Below are 19,607 nucleotides of genomic sequence, written 5' to 3'. Positions count from 1 at the left end.
ACTAGGGAAGGCAGGCTCTTTTATAAGAGTCTGCTTTTTTTCCGTGAAACAAAGACCCCCCGACTCGTAAAGGACATGAAAACAGTAAATCAAATGGTAAACCAAGTCTAGCATATACTTACGGAGTATCCTAATTTAATTTTTGAGCTACCAACTTTATAAGCCTTTTTTTAGCATAAAAGTACCCCCTAAATGAAAATTCTCTTTCTCTACAGTTAGTTATTTTGAGAAGTCAGCTCATTTTTTGTTTTGGGGGTGTTTACACTCCTTAAGTTGATGGATGTGGGGTATGGCCACATCGCTATCAAGCTAAGACCATAAAACGTTAATTATAATAGAGGTTGTTTCTTTTTTTTAAAAGCTACGTGTAGGGAATTTAAAGATTTGCATACGAAATAAACCCTAATGGGTTTCAATTTTTTGATTTAAGCCGCTTGATTATCAAACATGGTACAATTGTAAATGACACCTAATATATCAAAGACTGTTTTCTTCTCATATCGATGAGATTTTCTCCCGTTTTGCTGTAGGAGGTTGAACAGGCGAATTAAAATCTTTGATAGCTCTTGGGTGTCTTTCTGTATAGCTTGGAAAATAAGAAGAAAGTAATCTTTAATCATATATATGGCCTTATATTCACTCAGTTCTCGTTTCTTTTTCATAAGAAGCAATTGTCGCATTTGAAACATGGTAGAAGAACAAAGTAAAATGGCAATCAGTTGCCCATACAAATGGCATTCTAATCGTTCTCGTTTTATCTTTTTACAATGATGAATATGAAAGAATGATTTCCACGTTTTAAATAAAAGCTCGATTTGCCAACGTAAAGAATACCAATCATGTACTTGTCCCATCGGGACAATATCTATAGAGGTATTTGTCATATATACATTGATACCGCTAAGTCGTTTACTACGAGCAGAATACTTCATTCCTTTCTTTTTTTCTCTTACAGTTTGATCGTGTAATCGTTTTTGTTGTTGTTCTTTTGTTAGTCGATGAACAATCACACGAGTCGGCACTTTATCAGTCATTCCTACATAAGCGTCAGCTATTTCACATGTTTGTCCTGGTTGAAGAGAGCTCATTAAACCCTCCATATCTATTTGAATATACTCTGTACCTTTCTTAATTCTTCCATCTTGAAAATAATCAGGATTGGGATTTTTTTGATAAATACGTGTATTCGACTTGATACGAGAGATATAGTAAGCCTTTTGGTCTTGTATATGTTTAAGATCTTTCAAATGAAAATACCCTAAATCTCGGATACATAAATCATTCGCTGTCACAGTTGGAACACGCAGGGAACCGTAGGTTCGATCATGTTGTTTACCTGGACCTGTATGGATATGCAGGAACTGGCCACTTAATAGATCATACTCTAGCTGAATCTTCACCCCCGCTGTATGGCTGCATCCTCCTGCACCTGGATAAACAAATGAAAAGGGATCTGGAAGTTGAAATGCAGTTGAATCTAAAATACGAATACGCTTGAAAACAGAAGTATATGGAGAAGGAATAGGTATAGATGAGGCCAATTTTTGGTTTAGTAGTTTAGATAATATGTGTTGTAAAAATTGGACAGCCGCTTTATTAAATCGTTGATTCAGTCCCTCAGGACTGATGAGCACTTCTGTCGATGCTTCTAAACAGCTAGATAACTGGGTTAAAGAAGTTGTAGCGACATTTTGACTCATCCATACACATAAAGCGACTAAATCTTTTGCTTGGTATTTACTAGTTCTTTGTACAAAACCAACATCTCTAGCAAGATCTCGTAAGATATTTGGAGATAAGAATTTTTGAATTTCTTGAGCTAATAGTTGTAATTCATCAGATACAGAAATAGACATACAAAAACGCCATCCTTTCCTATGATTCTACAGAAAGAATAGCGTATTTTTTCATTTTATGGGGTATTTTGTTTTGGTATCTTGATAGCGATGGGGTGGACTCCCTTTTTAACATAAGGGTAATTTATGTCGTGTTTAGCAATTATTCATTACATAATGCAAATGATTGTTTACATTTTGTTAGTAATCATTTACAATTACAGTAATTGTAAATGAGGAAAGGGGAATTATGATACTAGAAAACAGAGTTAGAGAATTACGAGCACGATTTAGATGGACTCAGCAAGACTTGGCCGATGCAATTGGGGTCACAAGGCAGACAATTGGATTAATAGAAAAAGGTGATTATTCTCCATCTGTCACTATGGCGTTAAAATTAGCTGCTGTATTTCAAGTTACCGTAGAAGAGGTTTTTTATTTAAAGGGAGAGGAACGATTATGATAAAACAGGTTTTAAGATCTCCACTTATAGGGGCCAGTATATTTGTGTTGATTATTGCATTTTTACTATTTTCTCTTATGAATACACAAGTCATTTTAGCTAAGTTATGTTTCGGGATTTTAGTGACGGTTACTTTTTTATGGCTCATTCTCACAAGGATTTATAACCGAAAGAATCCTCATGATAAGATTAGGCTATTTGGTTTTATACCATCCGAATTTCGTGAAATAGATGAAGGGCAGCAGTGGGTAACCTATAAGGCTTGCCGAAATGTGTATATTTACTATAGTATTGCGTTTCCAGTAACGGCAGGGATTTGCTTTCTCTTTTCTCAACATAATTTTGTTCCATTATTGTGCATTGGTTTACTAGGTGCAGGTCAATATATTGTCTATTGGTTAACCACTATTTTTATTTTAAATCGTATTTAACAAAGGGGATGAAACAATATGGTGGAGTGGGCTCAAAATGCGGGGGCATTATGGCAATATGTAGTGTTATTTCTTTTAGCATTTGCCCCATGGATGGATGTATCAATTGTTGTACCACTTGGTATCGCATGGGGATTACAACCATTTGCAGTAGGAGTAACAGCATTTGCAGGAAATCTTATCTTGGTTCTATTACTCGGTTTTTTCTTTAAACAGTATGCAAAATGGCAAGCAGCAAGAAAACAAAAAAAAGGTATAACAACACCTTCTAAAAAAGAAACCCGATCAAGAAAAATATGGGATCGATATGGTATTCCAGGTTTGGCTCTTCTAGCTCCAATTCTCGTAGGAACTGATATTGCAGCCGTATTAGCTTTAACATTTGGATCTAACCGGACACACGTCATAAGTTGGATGACGGTCAGTCTAGCAGTATGGACAGTCATTTTTACAGTTGCTGCGATGTATGGACTTAGCTTTTTAAATATTATTTAGGATATCATAGTGATTTTAGGTAATCTAAAATCGTTCACTACCTAAAAATTATGGAGTGATGAAGTGAGTTCATATGATATTAGGAGAAAAGCTTTGACCAAAAACATTTGAACACTCAACTAGCTGTACGATATGGTCATAGTACCGTAATTCACGAACCTATATGGATAGAGACACATTGCTATCAAACTAATATTTTGAAGCATCCCCAAAACAAAAAAATTGTACATTTTCATCTGGAAATGTCAATTTTCTCGTTTTGGGGTATTTGCTTTCCTTAGGTTGATGGGCATGGGGTATGGCCACACATCCATCAACTTAAGGTATATTTTTATACAAAATGTGTTCTTTCCATATAGTTTTTTATTATCTTTTCTGGATTTTATAAAAGTTGGCATATCAAATAAACCCTGACGGGCTTCAATTTTTTTACTATGCTACCTGATGAGTAGAAGTGGTATACTCATATACAACACCCAAAATATCAAAGACTGTCTTTTTCTCATATCGATGAGATTTTCGTCCGTTGTGCTGTAGGAGGTTAAACAGACGAAGGAGAACCTTTGATAATTCTTGGGTGTTTTTGTGTAATGCTTGGTAAAAAAGTAAAAAATAATCCTTAATTATGTACATCGCTTTATATTCACTTAGCTCTTTCTGTTTCTTACGTAACAGGAGTTCTCGCATTTTAAACATAGTAGAAGAACATAATAGAATACTAATGAGTTGCCCATACAGGTGACATTCTAAGCGTTCTTGTTTAATAGATTTACAACGATGAATTTGAAACCAAGATTTCCATATTTTAAATAACAGTTCAATTTGCCAACGCAGTGAATATAGATCATAAATTTTCTCTTTTGGTACCCATTCCGTAGGAATGTTTGTCATATATACCGTAATGCCTTGTAAAAGTTTTGTACGCTCTGTATATGTAATTCCTTTTTTCTTTTCGCGAATAGCTCGATCACGTAGGCGTTTCTGTTTTTGCTCCTCGGTACATCTATAAACTACAATGCGAGTAGGCAGTTTGTCTTTACTCCCCACATATACATCATGTAATTCATACACTTGGCCAGGTTGTAATTGTTTCATGATGTCTTCCAAATGAATTTGTATATATACCGGTCTCAATTGAGCGGGTTTTGTTTTAAATACGACTGTTTCGAATTCTTTTCTATATATTTTAGTTGGTAACTTAAGACGTGATAAATAATATCCTTGCTTATCTTGAATAGACTTAAAATCTTGTAGACGAAAATATCCTAAGTCACGAATATATAGTTCATTCTTTTGTGCCATGCCTGTTCGAGTCGCACTATATGCCTGATCACTTCGTTTTCCTGGTTCAATTTCCACATCAGAAAATTTTCCACTCAACAAGTCATACTCTAGTTGAATTTTCACACCAGCTGTATGACTACATCCTCCGGCACCAGGATAAGTAGTTGCGAATCGATTTGGAACTTGGAAGGTTGTAGAATCAAGGACGAGAATCCGTTCAAAATAAGAAGAAAGAGAATGAGAAATCTTAGATACTCCTCCAATTTTAGCTTGTAGAAGTGTAGTAAATACAGTGCGAAAGAAGGCTACTGAAGCCGAATTAAATCGTCGATTCAGTCCCTCCGGACTTAATAAAATTCCTGTTGAAGTTTCTAATTGACTACAAAGTTGAGTAAGAGAGGTAGTAGCGATTTGTTGATTTAACCATACACACAAAGATAAGAAATGGTGCCCGTGGCACTTGCGTTTTCGTTTCATCCCGCCTGCTTCTATAGCTAATTGATTAAGTGTAGCGGGAGACATATATCGATATAACTCTTCGGCAAATAAAGACAGCTCTTGTTTTTGATGCATATTCATAAAAAGCACGTCACCCTTTCTCATTAACATAAGAGAATAGTAACGTGCTTTTATGTTTAAGAATAGTCTAAATCCTTAAGTTGATGGATGTGGGGTATGGCCACATATCCATCAAGTTATCTAAATAAAACACCCTCTAAAAATTAAGAATACCCAAAAATAAAATAGACATTAATTAACTTTGTTTGTTATAATTCAAACAAAATAAAAAATCGTTTACATTTTACGATATCAAATTTACTGGAGGGGATAAAGATGAAAAAAGCACTTTACATCAATATAGGTGGAGAAGGACACTTAAATCCAACATTAGGATTAGTACATGATTTAGTACAACGTGGAGACAACATTGTCTATTATTCATCAAATGATTTTGAAGAAAAAATCAAAAAAGCAGGTGCACAATTCCGTCCCATCAATCAAGAGGCACAAAGAGAGCTTTCGGAAACTATGAATCTTATGACTTCCCATCCTCAAGAGTACTTATTACACTTCCTTCATGCTATGGAAAGAATTACTGATTCCATTTTTGAAGAAATCTCCAAAGAAACATACGATTACATCCTCTATGATGCACAGTCTTTACCTGGAAAATGGGTTGCTCACCATAGAGGTTTAGCATCTATTGCAACTTGGACCACGTTTGTTTTTTCACAAGAACTAAAAGAAAATATGAACCTGACAGGAACAAGAAACATAGAACAAAAACAGGAACGTTTAGCCATGCTACAAGCATTTTTGCAATTAGAAGAAATAGCAAAAAGGAAACAATATTTAGAAGGAAAATATGAAGTATCCCTATCTGATAATTTTTTACTTTGTCCGGGTTCAGGCGATTTGAATATTGTCTTTACTTCTCGCTATTTCCAAAGAAACAGCAAGGATTTTAAGGCTGGCTATATTTTTATCGGTCCTTCCATTGCTGAAAATGAAACTCTAAATGATTTTTCGGTTGATGAATTAAAAGGAGAACGTGTGATTTATATTTCTATGGGAACCATAATTAATAATCAGCCTGAATTCTATCAAAAATGTTTCGTCGGTTTAAAAGATCTCAATCCGAAAGTAGTACTTAGTATAGGCAAACAATTAATAGTGGAGCAGCTAGGAGATATACCTGATAATTTTATTGTTGGTAACTATCTTCCACAATTAGATATACTGCGTCAAGCGGATGTATTTATTAGTCATTGTGGAATGAATAGCACAAGTGAATCACTTTATTTTGAAGTACCTCTAGTTATGCTCCCATTTATAAATGATCAGCATACGATTGCTGAGCGAGTATACGAACTTGGCGCAGGACTTATGTTAAATATCCAGCAATTATCGGCCGAGGATTTAAAACATGCCGTTAATGAAGTGTTGCAGCATTCGCTTTACAAAGAGAATGCCAAAAAAATTAGTCAATCATTCCGTGAGGCAGGTGGTTATATCAAAGCTGTTGATGAGATTATTACATTTACTCGTTAATTCTGCTATGTATGCCACTCAAGGCCTATTAACTTAAGAATTTTATAACACCCTACAACAAAAATATAGAAGATAGAAGAAATGCTGGCAGTATCCCATACTCATCAAGCTAAGAAATTAAATACCTCACATCCACCAACTTAAAAAATCAAGTCATCCCCAAACGACAAAGTTAGCTTCTTATTTTAAAAAGATAAGAAGTGAGCCTTTTTGTCTACTATGATAATGATTGATATGTAAGTTACATTTTTATAGCATTAAGTTTTTTTATCATTTCTATATACTCTTTTTTAATGAAACGCTGCCATTTAAGGAAATAAAAAAGCTATTTCAAAGAAATAGCTTTTTTATAGACTCAATTTTTTAGTAATTAAATTATAGAATAGGTTTCGGATATTTAATTAATATAGGACTCTGTTTTTTTATTTTGAAATTCAGATTTTAATTTATCATATGAAACGGACACAATAGAATCATGTACTTTTTCTGGGAAGGTATTTGAGTTGTCACATATAATATTGGTGTCTCCGTTTTCTGACATACGTAATTGAAATGCATTTGGAATATCTAATTTAATCTTTTTATAACTATCTTTATTAAATTGGTATACCCAAATTTTTTGATTGTCAGTTCTAAATGCCCAATAATTCATAGTTGCACTCATAGATCCAATCCCATCTCCTTGTTGGGTATTTACCCCTTCAATAGAGAGTGGTGTTACCTGCTTAGAGTCCATATCCAAAATGAAATAACTTTCAATTGAATTTTCACTTGTTTTTTCATCGTTAGATAAGCTTACATAGACTATTTTGTTACCTACAATTTTAGGAGCTAAAACATTATTTTGTGGAACTACATATTTGTTTATATTTTTATTTTTCAAGCTATATGTGCTTATGGTAGTTTGTTTTTCAGTAGAGTTAGTATAGACTAATTTATCTTCATTCATATGAAGTGCAGTACTAGCTGTATCATAAGATTGTACAGTGTCTATTTTCGTTTTTGTATTGGTTTCTAGGTCATAGAGAATAATATCTGCATTTTTTTGACCTTCATTAATTTCCATCCATGATACATAATGGTTATAAAGATAAGGTTCTATAATTTCATTTGTTTTATGGATTTGATTTTCCTTATCATTACTTAAATTTTTTGCGTATAGAATGGTTTTTGATCCAATAGCATTGGTATCCATCCATAATAACCATTTTTCATTGGCATGTACCCCTTGTATATTTGCCTCGCTACCCATTTTCGAATGAAATATAGTCTCTTCTGTTTGATTAGAGAAATTATATGCAAGAAGTTTATTAGGTAGACGTTCTTTAGTATTATCAGAAACAGGTAAGTACATTTTGTTATTGGATGTAGATGCCATGTAATAGTTTTCATAATCCAATTTTAATTCTGTATAGGTACTATTAAGCTCTTTTTCTTTTATATTTGATTTGTTTTGACTGCAAGATACAAGTATACCTAGACATAGAATAAACAATAATATTTTAAAATTTCTCAATATACTAATGTTGGATTGCCACCTGTTGCACTTAGAACGGCTTTTCCTACTCCTTTTCCATTCTCGTCTACTTTCTCCTCATATACACCACCTAAGGATTTTCCATCTTTATCTAATTTGTGATTAGGATCGACAATTTGCATTGTTCTATCTGCACCATGATAGCCATTAATTACTATAAAATGCCTATAGTTCTTTTCTGCTCTTTTATAACGTTCCATGTGTTGTGTATTTGTCAGCACAATCGGTACATTCGTTCCATCTGATAATTTGTTTTTTACTAATACTTCTAGTTCCCTAATGCTACTAGGGCTCATAGCTCCATAGGTACTATCAGCAAAATCATAATTGTCTTTGTATGCATTTAATCCCCAAGCCAAATTAAGAGAATTTGTTCCTTGGTTAGTTGTTAACATTAAAGAAGCAAGAAGTTCTTCAGTTGGTATTGGAAATGATGATCCACTATCTGATTTGTGGAAAGTCAGAACACTGCGTGCTGATGCTGGTCCGCAATAAAACCAATCACTTTGTTTAAAATGTGTAACAGGTCGAAAATAGCTTTCAGATGGTGGTCGCATTCTGTTTATCTTATTTTTTTGATTTTCTTGTTCCCAAGCTTTCCTAGCTTTTTCCTTTCCGATTTCAAGGATTTTTTTTCCTTCTTCAGGATCTAATGATGGTGGTTTTGATGTGACAACAGTTTTTTTGTCTTGACTAGAATCAATGTTTTCATCCGCAAAACTGACAGTAGAAGGAAGTAAAAGACTCATTGCTAAAACACTCATGCTTACCCCTTTAATAATAGGTTTCATATCGCATCTCCTTAATTCATAATCTTATAACATTTTAGAATAAATGGTATATTATAGCAATTGAATTCCTTAAATATGCATAATTGCATATTTAAGGAATATAAAAAACTGACCCCTATTTATGAGGTCAGTTTACATTATCAAAATCTTATATATTTACTTTGATAATTCTTTAGAGATACGTTGTATATCTGCTTTAATTTTAGTTTTTTCTTGAACAGTTAAAGCATTAAATTTTTGTTTCTCTGCACTAGGATCAAAAGGCTTCACCGGTGGAGGTGGTGGATCTTGGGGATTCGGAAGCAATTTGTTATCCCATAAAATAACCCCATATGCTCTACCTGCTTCATCATTTTCTTGATCAAAATAATTATCAGCCCATCCTTTTAATTCCTCGCTATACCAGATTTGGTAAGCTCCTTCAATATCAGCTAATAGTTCAATTGGTATTGTTCCAGCTCTTGCTACATAACCAAAGTGAATATTTCCTAAGTCTTCACCTTTCATCAAGTAGCCATTGTAAATGAACTGTTTTTTTCTTCCGAATTTTGTTTTATAATCCCATTCACCACCAGGCTTTACTTTTTCGGCAAATGCCAATCCAACACTCCAAGGATAAGTGCCTTCTTCTTTAGCCTCTTCAGCAGCATAAGCCATAATTAAGGCATTTCTCTTTAAAATGTAAGAGAAACTTGAAGTCATTTCATTTGATGGGATTGTTTGAGCAGATGCAAAGCCACCTTCGGATAAAGAAATAGAAAATAATAAACAAAAAATAAGTAATGTTTTCTTCCACATATTTATGGACCTCCCTTTTTAGTAGTCTATATATTTATAATTCAATTTTAAAAATATGTAAATTTTTATATAGGAAAATAATTTACTTTTTTCTAAATATTGTTATATCATATGTGAGAATTCAAAATTTTATAGAAAAGGAGTTTTTGTATGTTTAAAGTATTTCGAACTAGTTATACCGTTTTAACCTTTTTATTTTTATTTTTCGTCACTACAACCAGTGTCAATGCCGAAGAAAAGGGAGATTTAAGGATTGTCCCTATTGAGAAAGCGACACAACAAGCAATGAATTATTTTAATATTATTCAGAATAATTCTAATACTGATTGGAAAGACAGTAAGCTGGCATTTGATAGAAAATTATATGACGAAAATAAAAAAATAACTGCATATCTTTTTGTTGTACAAAAAGCAGACCAGGAAAATGGATTTATTATTGTGAGCGGTAACGAAAAGATTCCGGGTGTAATAGAATCTACAAGGAAAGGTGCTAATCCATTCAAAACAATTAATAAAGAGAATAGCATTTATGTGTCACCTATTTCATATTTGCAAAAATCAGATATAGAAGGTTCCTTCATTGATTTGAACACTAAAAAATCAGTATTTAAGGAAAAATTAGAAGAAATAAATATATTTACGAATGCACAGAACACTACCTCAAATATAGAAAATATAAAAAAAATTAATGGGTTAACTCGCTCAGCGAATGCTCCATATTATAATCATAAGTTTATACCGAATGTGCCAGACTACGACTGGACTCATGGGTGTTTACCTACAGCATATGCAAATGTTTCTGTATATTGGGCAAATAATGGATTCCCACGTCTAAAAAATAATCAGGCAGATTATGAAACTTATATTATTGATACGCTACCGAAATTAATGAAAACAGATGCCCAAGGTAATACATTTGGTAATGATGGTATTGCAGGCACGAAAGAGTATTGGGAAAAAACAGGGAAATATTCTGTGACTATTAAAGAATATAAGAACAAGCCTGTGAACCCTGCTGTTTTTGAGGAATATAAGAAAGAAATAGATAAAAATAGACCGGCTATTATCACAACTCAAACACATCCAATTTATAAAAATCATGCTGTGACAGGTGTAGGATATGAGGAAATCTTTGATCCTGCTGAAAGAGTTTGGCACCGTTCAGCAATTGTACATGATGAATGGATGTCTACTCCTCAAGATCATTATCTTGTTTGGACTCCGGATATTGATAATTTTTATGCTGTTATTCCAGGTGCTGATATTTCATCTAGTAATAATGTTTACAAAGAAAAAACAAGCCAAGTTCATTATAATTGGGGATTAGGTGCACCAGAAGGACAAAAAAATGATGAGTTTTCGGCTAAATTTGATCAATCGCAACATTTAGAAGCAGGGGATTATTTTATGCAAACTCTTGCCGATGATTATGTTAAAGTAAATTTTGACGGTAAGAATATTATTGATGGATGGAATAATGATTCAATTGGACAAATTAAACGTGCACTACTACCAAAGTTAACAGCGGGAGAGCATAAAATAGATACAGATTTTCATGAATTGACAGGGAATGCGGGTATCTTCTCTGATGTAGTTCCATTTGATCATTGGTTGGCGTATTATTATCCAAATAAGAATTTACAAGGACTTCCTGTAGATGCAAGAGTAATTAAGCCATTTGGTCAACAGCAAAAACTTGCAGAAGATAATGGCGAAGGCGCTCCAACTTTGAAGGTACCAAAGGATAATTTCTCTGCGCGCTATACCACCGTAAAACGTTTACCTAAAGGTGAATATATTATTCGTGGAAAAGCTGATGATGGCTTACGAGTTTATATTGATGGCAAACTTGTTATAGATCGTTGGCATGGAAGTGGTGGATTTGTAGAAGATGCTCGAAAGATAGTTATTGACGACAACACAGGCGCAACAATTCTTGGCAAGTCTACAGAAAAAGATGTTCACCTTATTGAAGTACAATACTTAGAAGAAAGTGGCGGAAGTAAGGTGGAATTTGGTATCGAGCCATATGCTACTGCAGTGCCATTTCCACATTGGACAGCTGAGTATTATGCCAATAAAGATTTAAAGGGTGATGCAATTGTAAAAGGGGGGAAATGGTCAATAGATAGATTTATTAATATTGATTTTAACTGGGGAAGCACTTCTCCGTATCCAAGTATCCCTAATGATAATTTCTCTGCTAGATTTACAAAATTAGGTTTATTTGAGAATGGAAATTATGAATTTGAAGCTAAGGCAGATGATGGAGTAAGAATATATGTTGACGATAAGCGGGTAATTGATTCTTGGATTGCGAATGGAGGAGATATCCGTAAAGTAAAAATACCGATGACTGCTGGTGTACACAAAATTACAGTAGAATACCTAGAATTATCAGGAAACGCTAACTTAAAGATGGACTATAGAAAAGTAAATTAGATGATTTAAATTGAAAGTAAATGTACAAAAAGCTAGTTCTTCATTTTAGAACTAGTTTTTTTTTTTTTTTTTGTTTTTGGGATTAAATTTAATTTAAGGTAAAAATATGCAATTTTGCATATTTCGATTAACTTATTGTTATAATATACCATTTGGATTAAGATGAATTGGAAAGATGCGCACCTTTCATAATTTTTAAATTAGAATATATTTTCTTAGTATTATAAAAAACAAGATTTTTAAGGTGGGAATAAAATTGAAAAAGAAGGCAATTACTTTAGCACTTTCAGCTATGTTGGGAATTGGAGCACTAGTACCTATTGCAGCCTCTGCAGCAGAAAGTTTTGATACTGGTTTTGATAAAAATAAAATGGAGCATTACGCTATATATTATCATTCTTCTAGAGTACATGCCTCTGGAATCACAAAAAATGGCACTCCTTATAAGAGTATAGCTGTAGGGCCTGGTTATAAAGCTGCTTTACATTTAGCTTTTACTGGACCATATGCTGTAACTTACCAAAAATATGTTTTTTAATTAAATATATTGATATTGTGGGGATTTATAGAAATTATATAAATCCCCTTAAAATGTTTTTAAGGTGGGATTTATATGATTTCTATAAATAATATGAATAAGAGTTTTAACAATAAAATTCTTTTTGAAAATTTTAATTTGGAAGTAAAAGCAGGAGAGTTTATTGGGATATATGGAAAAAGTGGGAAGGGGAAGACAACACTTTTAAATATTATTGGCATGTTAGAAAATCCAGATTCTGGTGAAATCAAATTGTTAGGAAAGGAAACAAATTCTAATAAGAAAAAACGAGACTTATTAAGAAATGATATTGGATTCATATTTCAAAACTATGCATTAATAGATAACGAATCTGTAAATAGTAATCTAGAAATTGCTATTAAACATAGAAAGTTAAATAAAAAACAGAAAAAAGATGCGATATGCTCAGTATTAAAGGAAGTGGATCTTACAAACTATGGTGAAGAGAAAGTCCATACTTTAAGTGGAGGAGAACAGCAGCGTGTTGCTATCGCTAGACTACTACTTAAAAACCCAACTCTCATTTTAGCTGATGAACCAACTGGTTCATTAGATAGTGAAAATCGTGATATTATTACCTCTCTTTTTCAAAAGTTACACCAGCAAGGAAAAACAATTATTGTAGTAACGCATGATACAGCTTTGTCTCATCTGTTTTCAAGAATCATTCAATTATAAGAGAAAGGTTATATTATGAAAAAATTAATATTTATTCTTAGTTTTATTACTTTTACAATTGTGAGTTTTTTATCAATTAAACAATTTGAATACTTGCAGTTTCAAGCTTTTAATTATGATGTTAACTATTCAGAGGAAAATTTTGATTTAGAAATAAAAGAAGGGAATCCTCAAAAAAATAAAGTTGAAAACTTTAAAATTTTATCAGAAATTGCAATGCAGGCTAAAGTAAATCTGCAAAGGACGTCACATGAAATTACAAAAAATAAACAAGAAAAAATCGTGTATTATGTAGCATTATATGATTATGATCAATATTTTAAGCAGCTAAAATTAAAAACAGGGGAATTCCTGAATTCAAATAGTAATTCTGAAGCATTCCTTTCTACTATAAAAACTAATAATAAAAATCAAATTGGTCAGATTGAGATTTTTCATAATTTTAACCCAATAGAAATTCGGCCGATGATTGCAGCAGCATCAATTAAAGATATTAGAGGTACATATTCTTTAAACAATTCTAAAAATATCAAGTTATTTAAACAAATGGCCGAGAAAAATGGACTTTCAATAAAAATAACAAAAAATGAATCAATATCTGTTTTTACAGAGTATCCGTATCAAACCATGATCTATACAACAAGTTTTGTATTATGTTTATTATTATTACTAGCTATGTCTTATGATGTTATGAACAATTACAAAGCTATTGCTATTCAATATATGCACGGAGATAGTTTTTGGCAAATCGGATTATATTTACTTAGAAGGTATGTAAATATCATTTTAGGTTCATTTCTTCTGGCTAGCATGAGTCTATTAATATTTCTTTATTACTACAATCAATATCAGCAAATAGTACCTTTTATAGGCTTTTGGATAGAAAACATTTCTCTTTTATTCTTAGTCATACTTTTAATTATAATCGTTACTTGGCTTGGTAGTAAAAATATACATATATCTCAAATGATTAAAAATAAAAAACCCATAAAACTATTCTTTTATTCTAATCTCGGGATTCGATTTATATTAGCTGTGTTCTTAATTCTTGCACTGCAACAAGGGATTAGCACTTTTATTGAACTCAAAAAAACAATTACACAACAAGAAAAATGGGAATTGATGAAAGATTATGCATCACTAGGTATGGAAGTAGGGGCTGGAGACAGATTTGATATCAAAAATGAAGATAGTTTGAATCGATTCAAGAATTTATATAAGGAATTAGAGGATCAGGGAGCCATATACATTGCTCCGTCTTATTATTATTTCAATCAAAAGAATAATGAGTTAAATCCTAACCCTTGGGGAATGGAAGGAAAACAAATCGTTATTAATAGAAATTATTTATCAATCAATCCTGTATACGGAATTGATGGTGAAAAGTTACAGTTACCAATACCTAATAAATCTGAAATAACGGTTTTAGTGCCTAAAAGATATGAAGCAAATCAAGAAGATATCAAAACAACAATAAAAAAAGATTATTCCATGATGCTAAATCATGAGAATCCTGACTCAGTACAAATAAAGATACTATATGTAAAAAATGAACAATCTTATTTTACATTTACTACTCAAATGGCTGTAGATACGAATTATCAAATTATTGATCCAATAGTGGTGGTTTTGACGCATGAGTTTGAGCCGATGTATACATCCAGTTCAATTGCCATGGGTTATGGCTATTATACCAAAAATGGAGATAATGAGTTTCCTTTTAAGAAAACAAAAAGAACAATTGAAAAGTATAATTTTGATAATATTTGGAGTCCTGTATCTATTGCATACTCACTTGTTGAGCAAAAGATATCAAATGATACAGAAAAACTTCAATTAACTATAATTAGTTGTACACTATTTTTAGTGCTTTCTGCTGTGTTACTTTTCTTTTCTGCTATATATTATTTAGAGATGTTTAAACAAATACTTGCATTACAATGGGTTTTTGGATACAGTTTTTTTGAAAAACATAACGTGGTTTATCTCGCTTTATTGGTATTTTGGCAATTTTCCTTTATGGTTTGTTTTTTCATTTCTAATGATAGATGGTTATTATTTAAAATTAGTTTAGGATTAGCAATTTGTGATATTTTATTAATTAGTATTTTATTGATTGCAAAAGAACGTAAAATTACTAAGTTAATGATACTAGGGAAGTAAGTTAAATATAGTAAAGGGTGGATATATTTGTTGCAGAAAAAACAAATAGTTTTATTAAGTTGTTTTGTATTTTTAAGTATTCTATTTTTCGGTGGATATCTTCTTCTGAAGGATGGAGGAAAGAATGTGTTTGAAGAACAAAGCTTATCTGGTACAAATGAGGTTAAGAGTGAAGTTAAGAGTGTAGTTGAAAGTCAAAATAAATATTACTTTGTGTATTTAAAACAAGATAATGGAGTTCCGGATACTACTTTCATCCCTGAAAAATTAAATCCTGGATTTGATAAAACGGCTAGCTTTAATACGCATATTGAATTCGATGATTATGGGAATATTATAGAAGACGAAAAAATGATTGTTATATATAATAATAAACTATCAGAGAACAATAGAAAAAAGATAAAAAATATAGCGGGTAAACAAAATTATGCTGAAGCTTTAAAGGAAATCCAACAAAAAATTGATGAAACAAAGACTACAGATTTTAATTCAGAAGAAGTAGTTTCTCAATAAATGTATTTTAACTAAAAGGAGAAAAAGTACAAAATTATTTATACGAAATAACTAAATGGATTTCTTAGAAAGAAAAATAATATAACTATTAATTCTTATAATTAAAAAGAACTTGTATTGATTTCTGCAAGTTCTTTTTAATTTTAGAATAACGTCACATATTTTTACAAGATAAGAAAATACTAATGTTTGTTTTAGTACTTTAATTCCAAGCTATTAAAGCTGGATTATTAACTGCGATACTAGGAAGACATTACTATGTACTATGAATATTCGGCTCATATGATTTATTTAGGGTTTAATTTGTTCTCTTCATATTCTTTTAGTATCTTATAAAAAGTATTCTTCTTAAGTCCTAATATTTCCATAAATCTAACGCTAGTCATTTCTCTTTTTTTCCATTTTTCATAAGTTTCTTCTATTATAATTAGTTGCTTGTGACTTAATGCTGAAAGGTTAAATGGAGGGCGCCCTAAATGCTTACCTTGAGATTTAGCAACTGCAATCCCTTCTGCTTGTCGCTGATGGATTTTTTTCCGCTCTTGATCTGCAACATAAGAAAGTAAAGATAAAAATTGATCCTCCATTAATCTGCCCATATCCCCCATTTCACGAAACTGCCGGCTATCAAACAGGGTTTCATTTTCTAAAACTACGATATCAGCTTGTAATTCTCTTGTTATATACTTCCATTCTGAAATTACCTCATCATAATTGCGGCCCATACGATCTAAGGCATCTATATAAACAATATCACCTGTACTTAATATCTTTCTTAATAATTGATATTGAGGGCGATCAAAATGTCTTCCACTTGCTTTATCGACAAAAATGCGTCGAGCTTCTACTCCTCGTTCCATCATCTTATGTAACTGACGTTGTTCATTTTGATCTTTTGTACTTACACGTATATATCCATAAATATTTACCACGTTTTGTATTCTCCTTACATTTGTTACCACAATTATACCATTTTCGTTTATAAAGGTGTTCGTTAAAAATAAACGTTTATAAAATGATTCGAATTACCTTTATAAACTTGATGTTTCAACGTTTCATAGATAGGACACTACTGTTTGTAAAGGTATACCTTTACAAACAGTATAATTCTTTTTGAATACAATATTTTTCTGTGTATAAATTGATTAAAAATATTTATACATAAGTATCTCCTTAATTGTGTTTTGAATCATACTTCTATTAATTACAGAAAAATCTATAAATACTAGAGAAAGTTTTACATATATTTACATTTTTAATATTTATGATTATTATTAATTTGAATAAATATTCTGAATAAAAGGGATGTTAAAATGTTCAAGAAATTATTAGTGGGAACAGTAGCAACAGGAATTATAATGTCGGGAAAGGATAATGATATTGGTATATTACGGGAGAAGGCGGAATTGTAGGAGCAAAGGGAATGTGCCCATATTGACCATATGACGGATATGGAGATAAATGTTGCCAAGTAGAAGCTGGAGCTACAACAATCCTCATCGGTAAAGGATTCATAATGTAATCACTCCTAAAGTAGTATTCATGTAATAGGGTATGCGCTCACTGAATATAGATGTGCACAATCTAGGCCTATAAACATAATAATTAACGAACAGAAAATATGGTTACTAATCTTATGATATGTCAATATGGGTGTTTTATTTTACTATGTAGATAGAACAAACATGTGTATATCAATTATCGTAGGCGCTGCCGTGATTTGGGTGGCGTTTTGTTTGTTGTTAAGGAAAGATAAGGAGGAGAAGAAATGAGTCTTACACTTCATAATGGAGATTTGAACAAGTTAGCAAGAGATATTACAATTTGATAAAAGGTTATAAAGTCGAATTAGTATAAAAGGAGGTGGTGCTATGCCTAAAATCAACTTCAGTGATAAACAATTACAAGTAATTAGAGCCCCTTTCAATTACACGCTAGAAGTTAATGAAGGCACATAACGCCACGTTCCGGTAAGACAACTGCCGGGCACTTCAGATATGCTCGTTATTTAACTAATTCAAGAGATGAAAACCATTTAGTCGTTGCGTACAATCAAGAACAGGCGCAACGACTTTTTATTGATGGAGACGGAACTGGATTAGCTCATATATTCGGAGATTTAGCGGTTATAAAACATAAAGAGCTCGGATCTCATTTAGAGATACACACGCCGCGAGGCATAAAGAGACTTTTTTATAAAGACGGCGGCAAAAGTAACAGTGTCGGCGCTATAACGGGTATGTCGCTCGGTAGTGTAGTCTTTTGTGAAATCAACTTATTAAACATGGGTATAATCCAAGAGTGCTTCCGTCGTACATTCGCTGCTCAGGACCGTTATCACTTAGCAGACTTAAACCCTCCTGCTCCTAACCATCCTGTTATATCGGAAGTATTCGACGTTCAAAACACACGTTGGACTCATTGGACTCCTAATGATAATCCGATATTATCAGAACAACGTAAGCAGGAAATATATGAGGTTTTCCCTAAGAATCCGTATCTATTGGAACGAGATTGGTATGGTAAACGAGTAATGCCTCAAGGTGTTATCTACAGCATGTTTGATATGGGTAAAAACATCCAACATGTTGTTTTGGGTGATCGATACGAAATGTTCTTTACTGCTGACGGTGGGCAAAGTGATGCTACAAGCTGCAGCTGTTACATTGTATCGAGATTTCAGAATAAATTCAGATTGTTCCGTGTGGCTAACTACTATTAGATACTAAATCTCCATCATCTACGATACGAGCATGCACTGGTGTAGCTCCCATTTTAGGTAAAGCACCCATCCACATAAAATGTGTACTAGCATATCGACCAATTTAGTAGTCCAATCATGCCTAAAAGGTTAGCACCTACGCATACTGTATTTAAATTAATATTAGGGTTGTGTGCTGCTTGATGTAGTACAGTTTTCAACTCTGTCTCAGAAGCTTTTTTTAACCTATTTACAACTGAATTTGGTCCATCATCGTAGGAATCGCCAGCACTACCTGGAATTAAAATTACACCTTCAGCGGTTGGATCGAGTATGCCTGTGGCTTCGATTCTTACGCCATTTACTCCACTTTTAACTAATCTTTTCCCTTCGACAGTTACTAACTCCACTATTACTTCTTCTGGAGAAAGAGCTGATGCAACGTGAAAGACATCATAAGGAGCAAGTGTATCCATTAAATCAAACCTATCAAATAAAACAACTTGAAATTTCATATTTTATACACATCCTATAATTATTTCAGACCGAACAGTTCGGTCTGATGAAAGTGCTATATACAGATTAATGAACAATCCTCCAGTTACAAGGAATATGATAATAGGTATGTATATATAACAGTCAATAGTTGCTTATAACACCTGGATTTTAATATCATAAAAATTCTGTAATATACGGAGAAAAAGTAAATAAAAAGAGAGAGTTCAGAATTTAAAAATCTGAATTTATAGATGTAATTATCCGTAATGTATGGGTCTTATGAGTAGCATCATTATATACATTTTGAATTTCCTTTCAGTGTTATAAATGGGGGGGAGTCTTATATATGGTTCCAATGTAACATACA

General features: G+C 32.4%; 17 protein-coding genes and 1 pseudogene. 10 read left to right on the top strand and 8 right to left on the bottom strand.

What is annotated here, in order from left to right:
* Window positions 1–425 precede the first annotated feature (425 nt).
* Window positions 426–1,856: an IS4 family transposase gene (locus NST86_RS29680; protein WP_016098534.1), complete on the bottom strand. Its 1,431-nt coding sequence runs from the start codon at window positions 1,854–1,856 to the stop codon at window positions 426–428.
* Between the two features lie 229 nt (window positions 1,857–2,085).
* Between NST86_RS29680 and NST86_RS29675 the strand changes: the two genes are divergently transcribed.
* From NST86_RS29675 to NST86_RS29665, 3 genes are read left to right on the top strand one after another with little or no spacing between them, the layout of a single operon-like run.
* Window positions 2,086–2,298, top strand: a complete 213-nt coding sequence (locus tag NST86_RS29675) for a helix-turn-helix transcriptional regulator (protein ID WP_000599740.1) — start codon at window positions 2,086–2,088, stop codon at window positions 2,296–2,298.
* A complete protein-coding gene (locus tag NST86_RS29670) occupies window positions 2,295–2,729 on the top strand; it encodes a hypothetical protein (RefSeq protein WP_086424164.1) in 435 nt (144 codons plus the stop codon). Before NST86_RS29675 ends, NST86_RS29670 begins: the two co-directional genes overlap by 4 nt.
* A gap of 18 nt (window positions 2,730–2,747) precedes the next feature.
* Window positions 2,748–3,224 carry a small multi-drug export protein gene (locus tag NST86_RS29665; protein WP_000230643.1) on the top strand — a complete coding sequence of 159 codons (477 nt, stop codon included), beginning with the start codon at window positions 2,748–2,750 and terminating at the stop codon, window positions 3,222–3,224.
* Window positions 3,225–3,656: 432 nt separating this feature from the next.
* Here NST86_RS29665 and NST86_RS29660 read toward each other — a convergent pair whose 3' ends face one another.
* On the bottom strand, window positions 3,657–5,087 hold the full coding sequence (locus NST86_RS29660) for an IS4 family transposase (protein ID WP_086423324.1): 1,431 nt from the start codon (window positions 5,085–5,087) through the stop codon (window positions 3,657–3,659).
* Between the two features lie 255 nt (window positions 5,088–5,342).
* Between NST86_RS29660 and NST86_RS29655 the strand changes: the two genes are divergently transcribed.
* Window positions 5,343–6,560 (top strand): macrolide family glycosyltransferase, encoded by a 1,218-nt coding sequence (locus tag NST86_RS29655; RefSeq protein ID WP_086424163.1) that lies wholly within the window; start codon window positions 5,343–5,345, stop codon window positions 6,558–6,560.
* Window positions 6,561–6,957: 397 nt separating this feature from the next.
* Here the strand turns inward: NST86_RS29655 and NST86_RS29650 are convergent, their stop codons facing one another.
* From NST86_RS29650 to NST86_RS29640, 3 genes are all read right to left on the bottom strand, one after another.
* Window positions 6,958–7,938, bottom strand: coding sequence for a hypothetical protein (locus NST86_RS29650; protein WP_227593390.1), 981 nt, complete (start codon window positions 7,936–7,938; stop codon window positions 6,958–6,960).
* A 134-nt stretch (window positions 7,939–8,072) separates the two neighbouring features.
* Window positions 8,073–8,888 (bottom strand): C39 family peptidase, encoded by an 816-nt coding sequence (locus NST86_RS29645; protein ID WP_086400824.1) that lies wholly within the window; start codon window positions 8,886–8,888, stop codon window positions 8,073–8,075.
* A gap of 156 nt (window positions 8,889–9,044) precedes the next feature.
* The gene (locus NST86_RS29640; RefSeq protein WP_086400825.1) at window positions 9,045–9,686 is read right to left on the bottom strand and encodes a polymorphic toxin type 44 domain-containing protein; all 642 of its coding nucleotides are present in this window, start codon (window positions 9,684–9,686) and stop codon (window positions 9,045–9,047) included.
* A gap of 150 nt (window positions 9,687–9,836) precedes the next feature.
* Between NST86_RS29640 and NST86_RS29635 the strand changes: the two genes are divergently transcribed.
* The 5 genes from NST86_RS29635 to NST86_RS29615 all read left to right on the top strand — a co-directional run bounded on the left by NST86_RS29635 (window position 9,837) and on the right by NST86_RS29615 (window position 16,041).
* On the top strand, window positions 9,837–12,128 hold the full coding sequence (locus NST86_RS29635) for a PA14 domain-containing protein (protein ID WP_086424161.1): 2,292 nt from the start codon (window positions 9,837–9,839) through the stop codon (window positions 12,126–12,128).
* A 256-nt stretch (window positions 12,129–12,384) separates the two neighbouring features.
* Window positions 12,385–12,666, top strand: a complete 282-nt coding sequence (locus NST86_RS29630; RefSeq protein WP_061663964.1) for a hypothetical protein — start codon at window positions 12,385–12,387, stop codon at window positions 12,664–12,666.
* Window positions 12,667–12,741: 75 nt separating this feature from the next.
* Window positions 12,742–13,365 carry a putative bacteriocin export ABC transporter gene (locus tag NST86_RS29625; protein ID WP_061663963.1) on the top strand — a complete coding sequence of 208 codons (624 nt, stop codon included), beginning with the start codon at window positions 12,742–12,744 and terminating at the stop codon, window positions 13,363–13,365.
* A 15-nt stretch (window positions 13,366–13,380) separates the two neighbouring features.
* Window positions 13,381–15,528 (top strand): DUF1430 domain-containing protein, encoded by a 2,148-nt coding sequence (locus NST86_RS29620; RefSeq protein ID WP_086424160.1) that lies wholly within the window; start codon window positions 13,381–13,383, stop codon window positions 15,526–15,528.
* Window positions 15,529–15,558: 30 nt separating this feature from the next.
* Window positions 15,559–16,041, top strand: a complete 483-nt coding sequence (locus tag NST86_RS29615; protein WP_086424159.1) for a hypothetical protein — start codon at window positions 15,559–15,561, stop codon at window positions 16,039–16,041.
* Window positions 16,042–16,328: 287 nt separating this feature from the next.
* Here NST86_RS29615 and NST86_RS29610 read toward each other — a convergent pair whose 3' ends face one another.
* The gene (locus NST86_RS29610) at window positions 16,329–17,003 is read right to left on the bottom strand and encodes a recombinase family protein (RefSeq protein ID WP_086424158.1); all 675 of its coding nucleotides are present in this window, start codon (window positions 17,001–17,003) and stop codon (window positions 16,329–16,331) included.
* Window positions 17,004–17,394: 391 nt separating this feature from the next.
* The gene (locus tag NST86_RS29605) at window positions 17,395–17,556 is read right to left on the bottom strand and encodes a hypothetical protein (RefSeq protein ID WP_170952297.1); all 162 of its coding nucleotides are present in this window, start codon (window positions 17,554–17,556) and stop codon (window positions 17,395–17,397) included.
* 356 nt (window positions 17,557–17,912) lie between these two features.
* On the opposite strand from NST86_RS29605, the pseudogene NST86_RS29600 reads away from it, so the two are divergent.
* A pseudogene (locus tag NST86_RS29600) lies at window positions 17,913–18,760 on the top strand (PBSX family phage terminase large subunit); the annotation flags it as partial.
* A gap of 89 nt (window positions 18,761–18,849) precedes the next feature.
* On the opposite strand, the gene NST86_RS29595 reads toward NST86_RS29600, so the two are convergent.
* Window positions 18,850–19,257 carry a hypothetical protein gene (locus tag NST86_RS29595; RefSeq protein WP_227593387.1) on the bottom strand — a complete coding sequence of 136 codons (408 nt, stop codon included), beginning with the start codon at window positions 19,255–19,257 and terminating at the stop codon, window positions 18,850–18,852.
* Window positions 19,258–19,607 lie beyond the last annotated feature (350 nt).

The organism is Bacillus sp. FSL L8-0199 (assembly GCF_038005705.1).
GTDB lineage: Bacteria > Bacillota > Bacilli > Bacillales > Bacillaceae_G > Bacillus_A > Bacillus_A cereus.
This window is presented reverse-complemented; position numbering and strand designations above follow the sequence as displayed.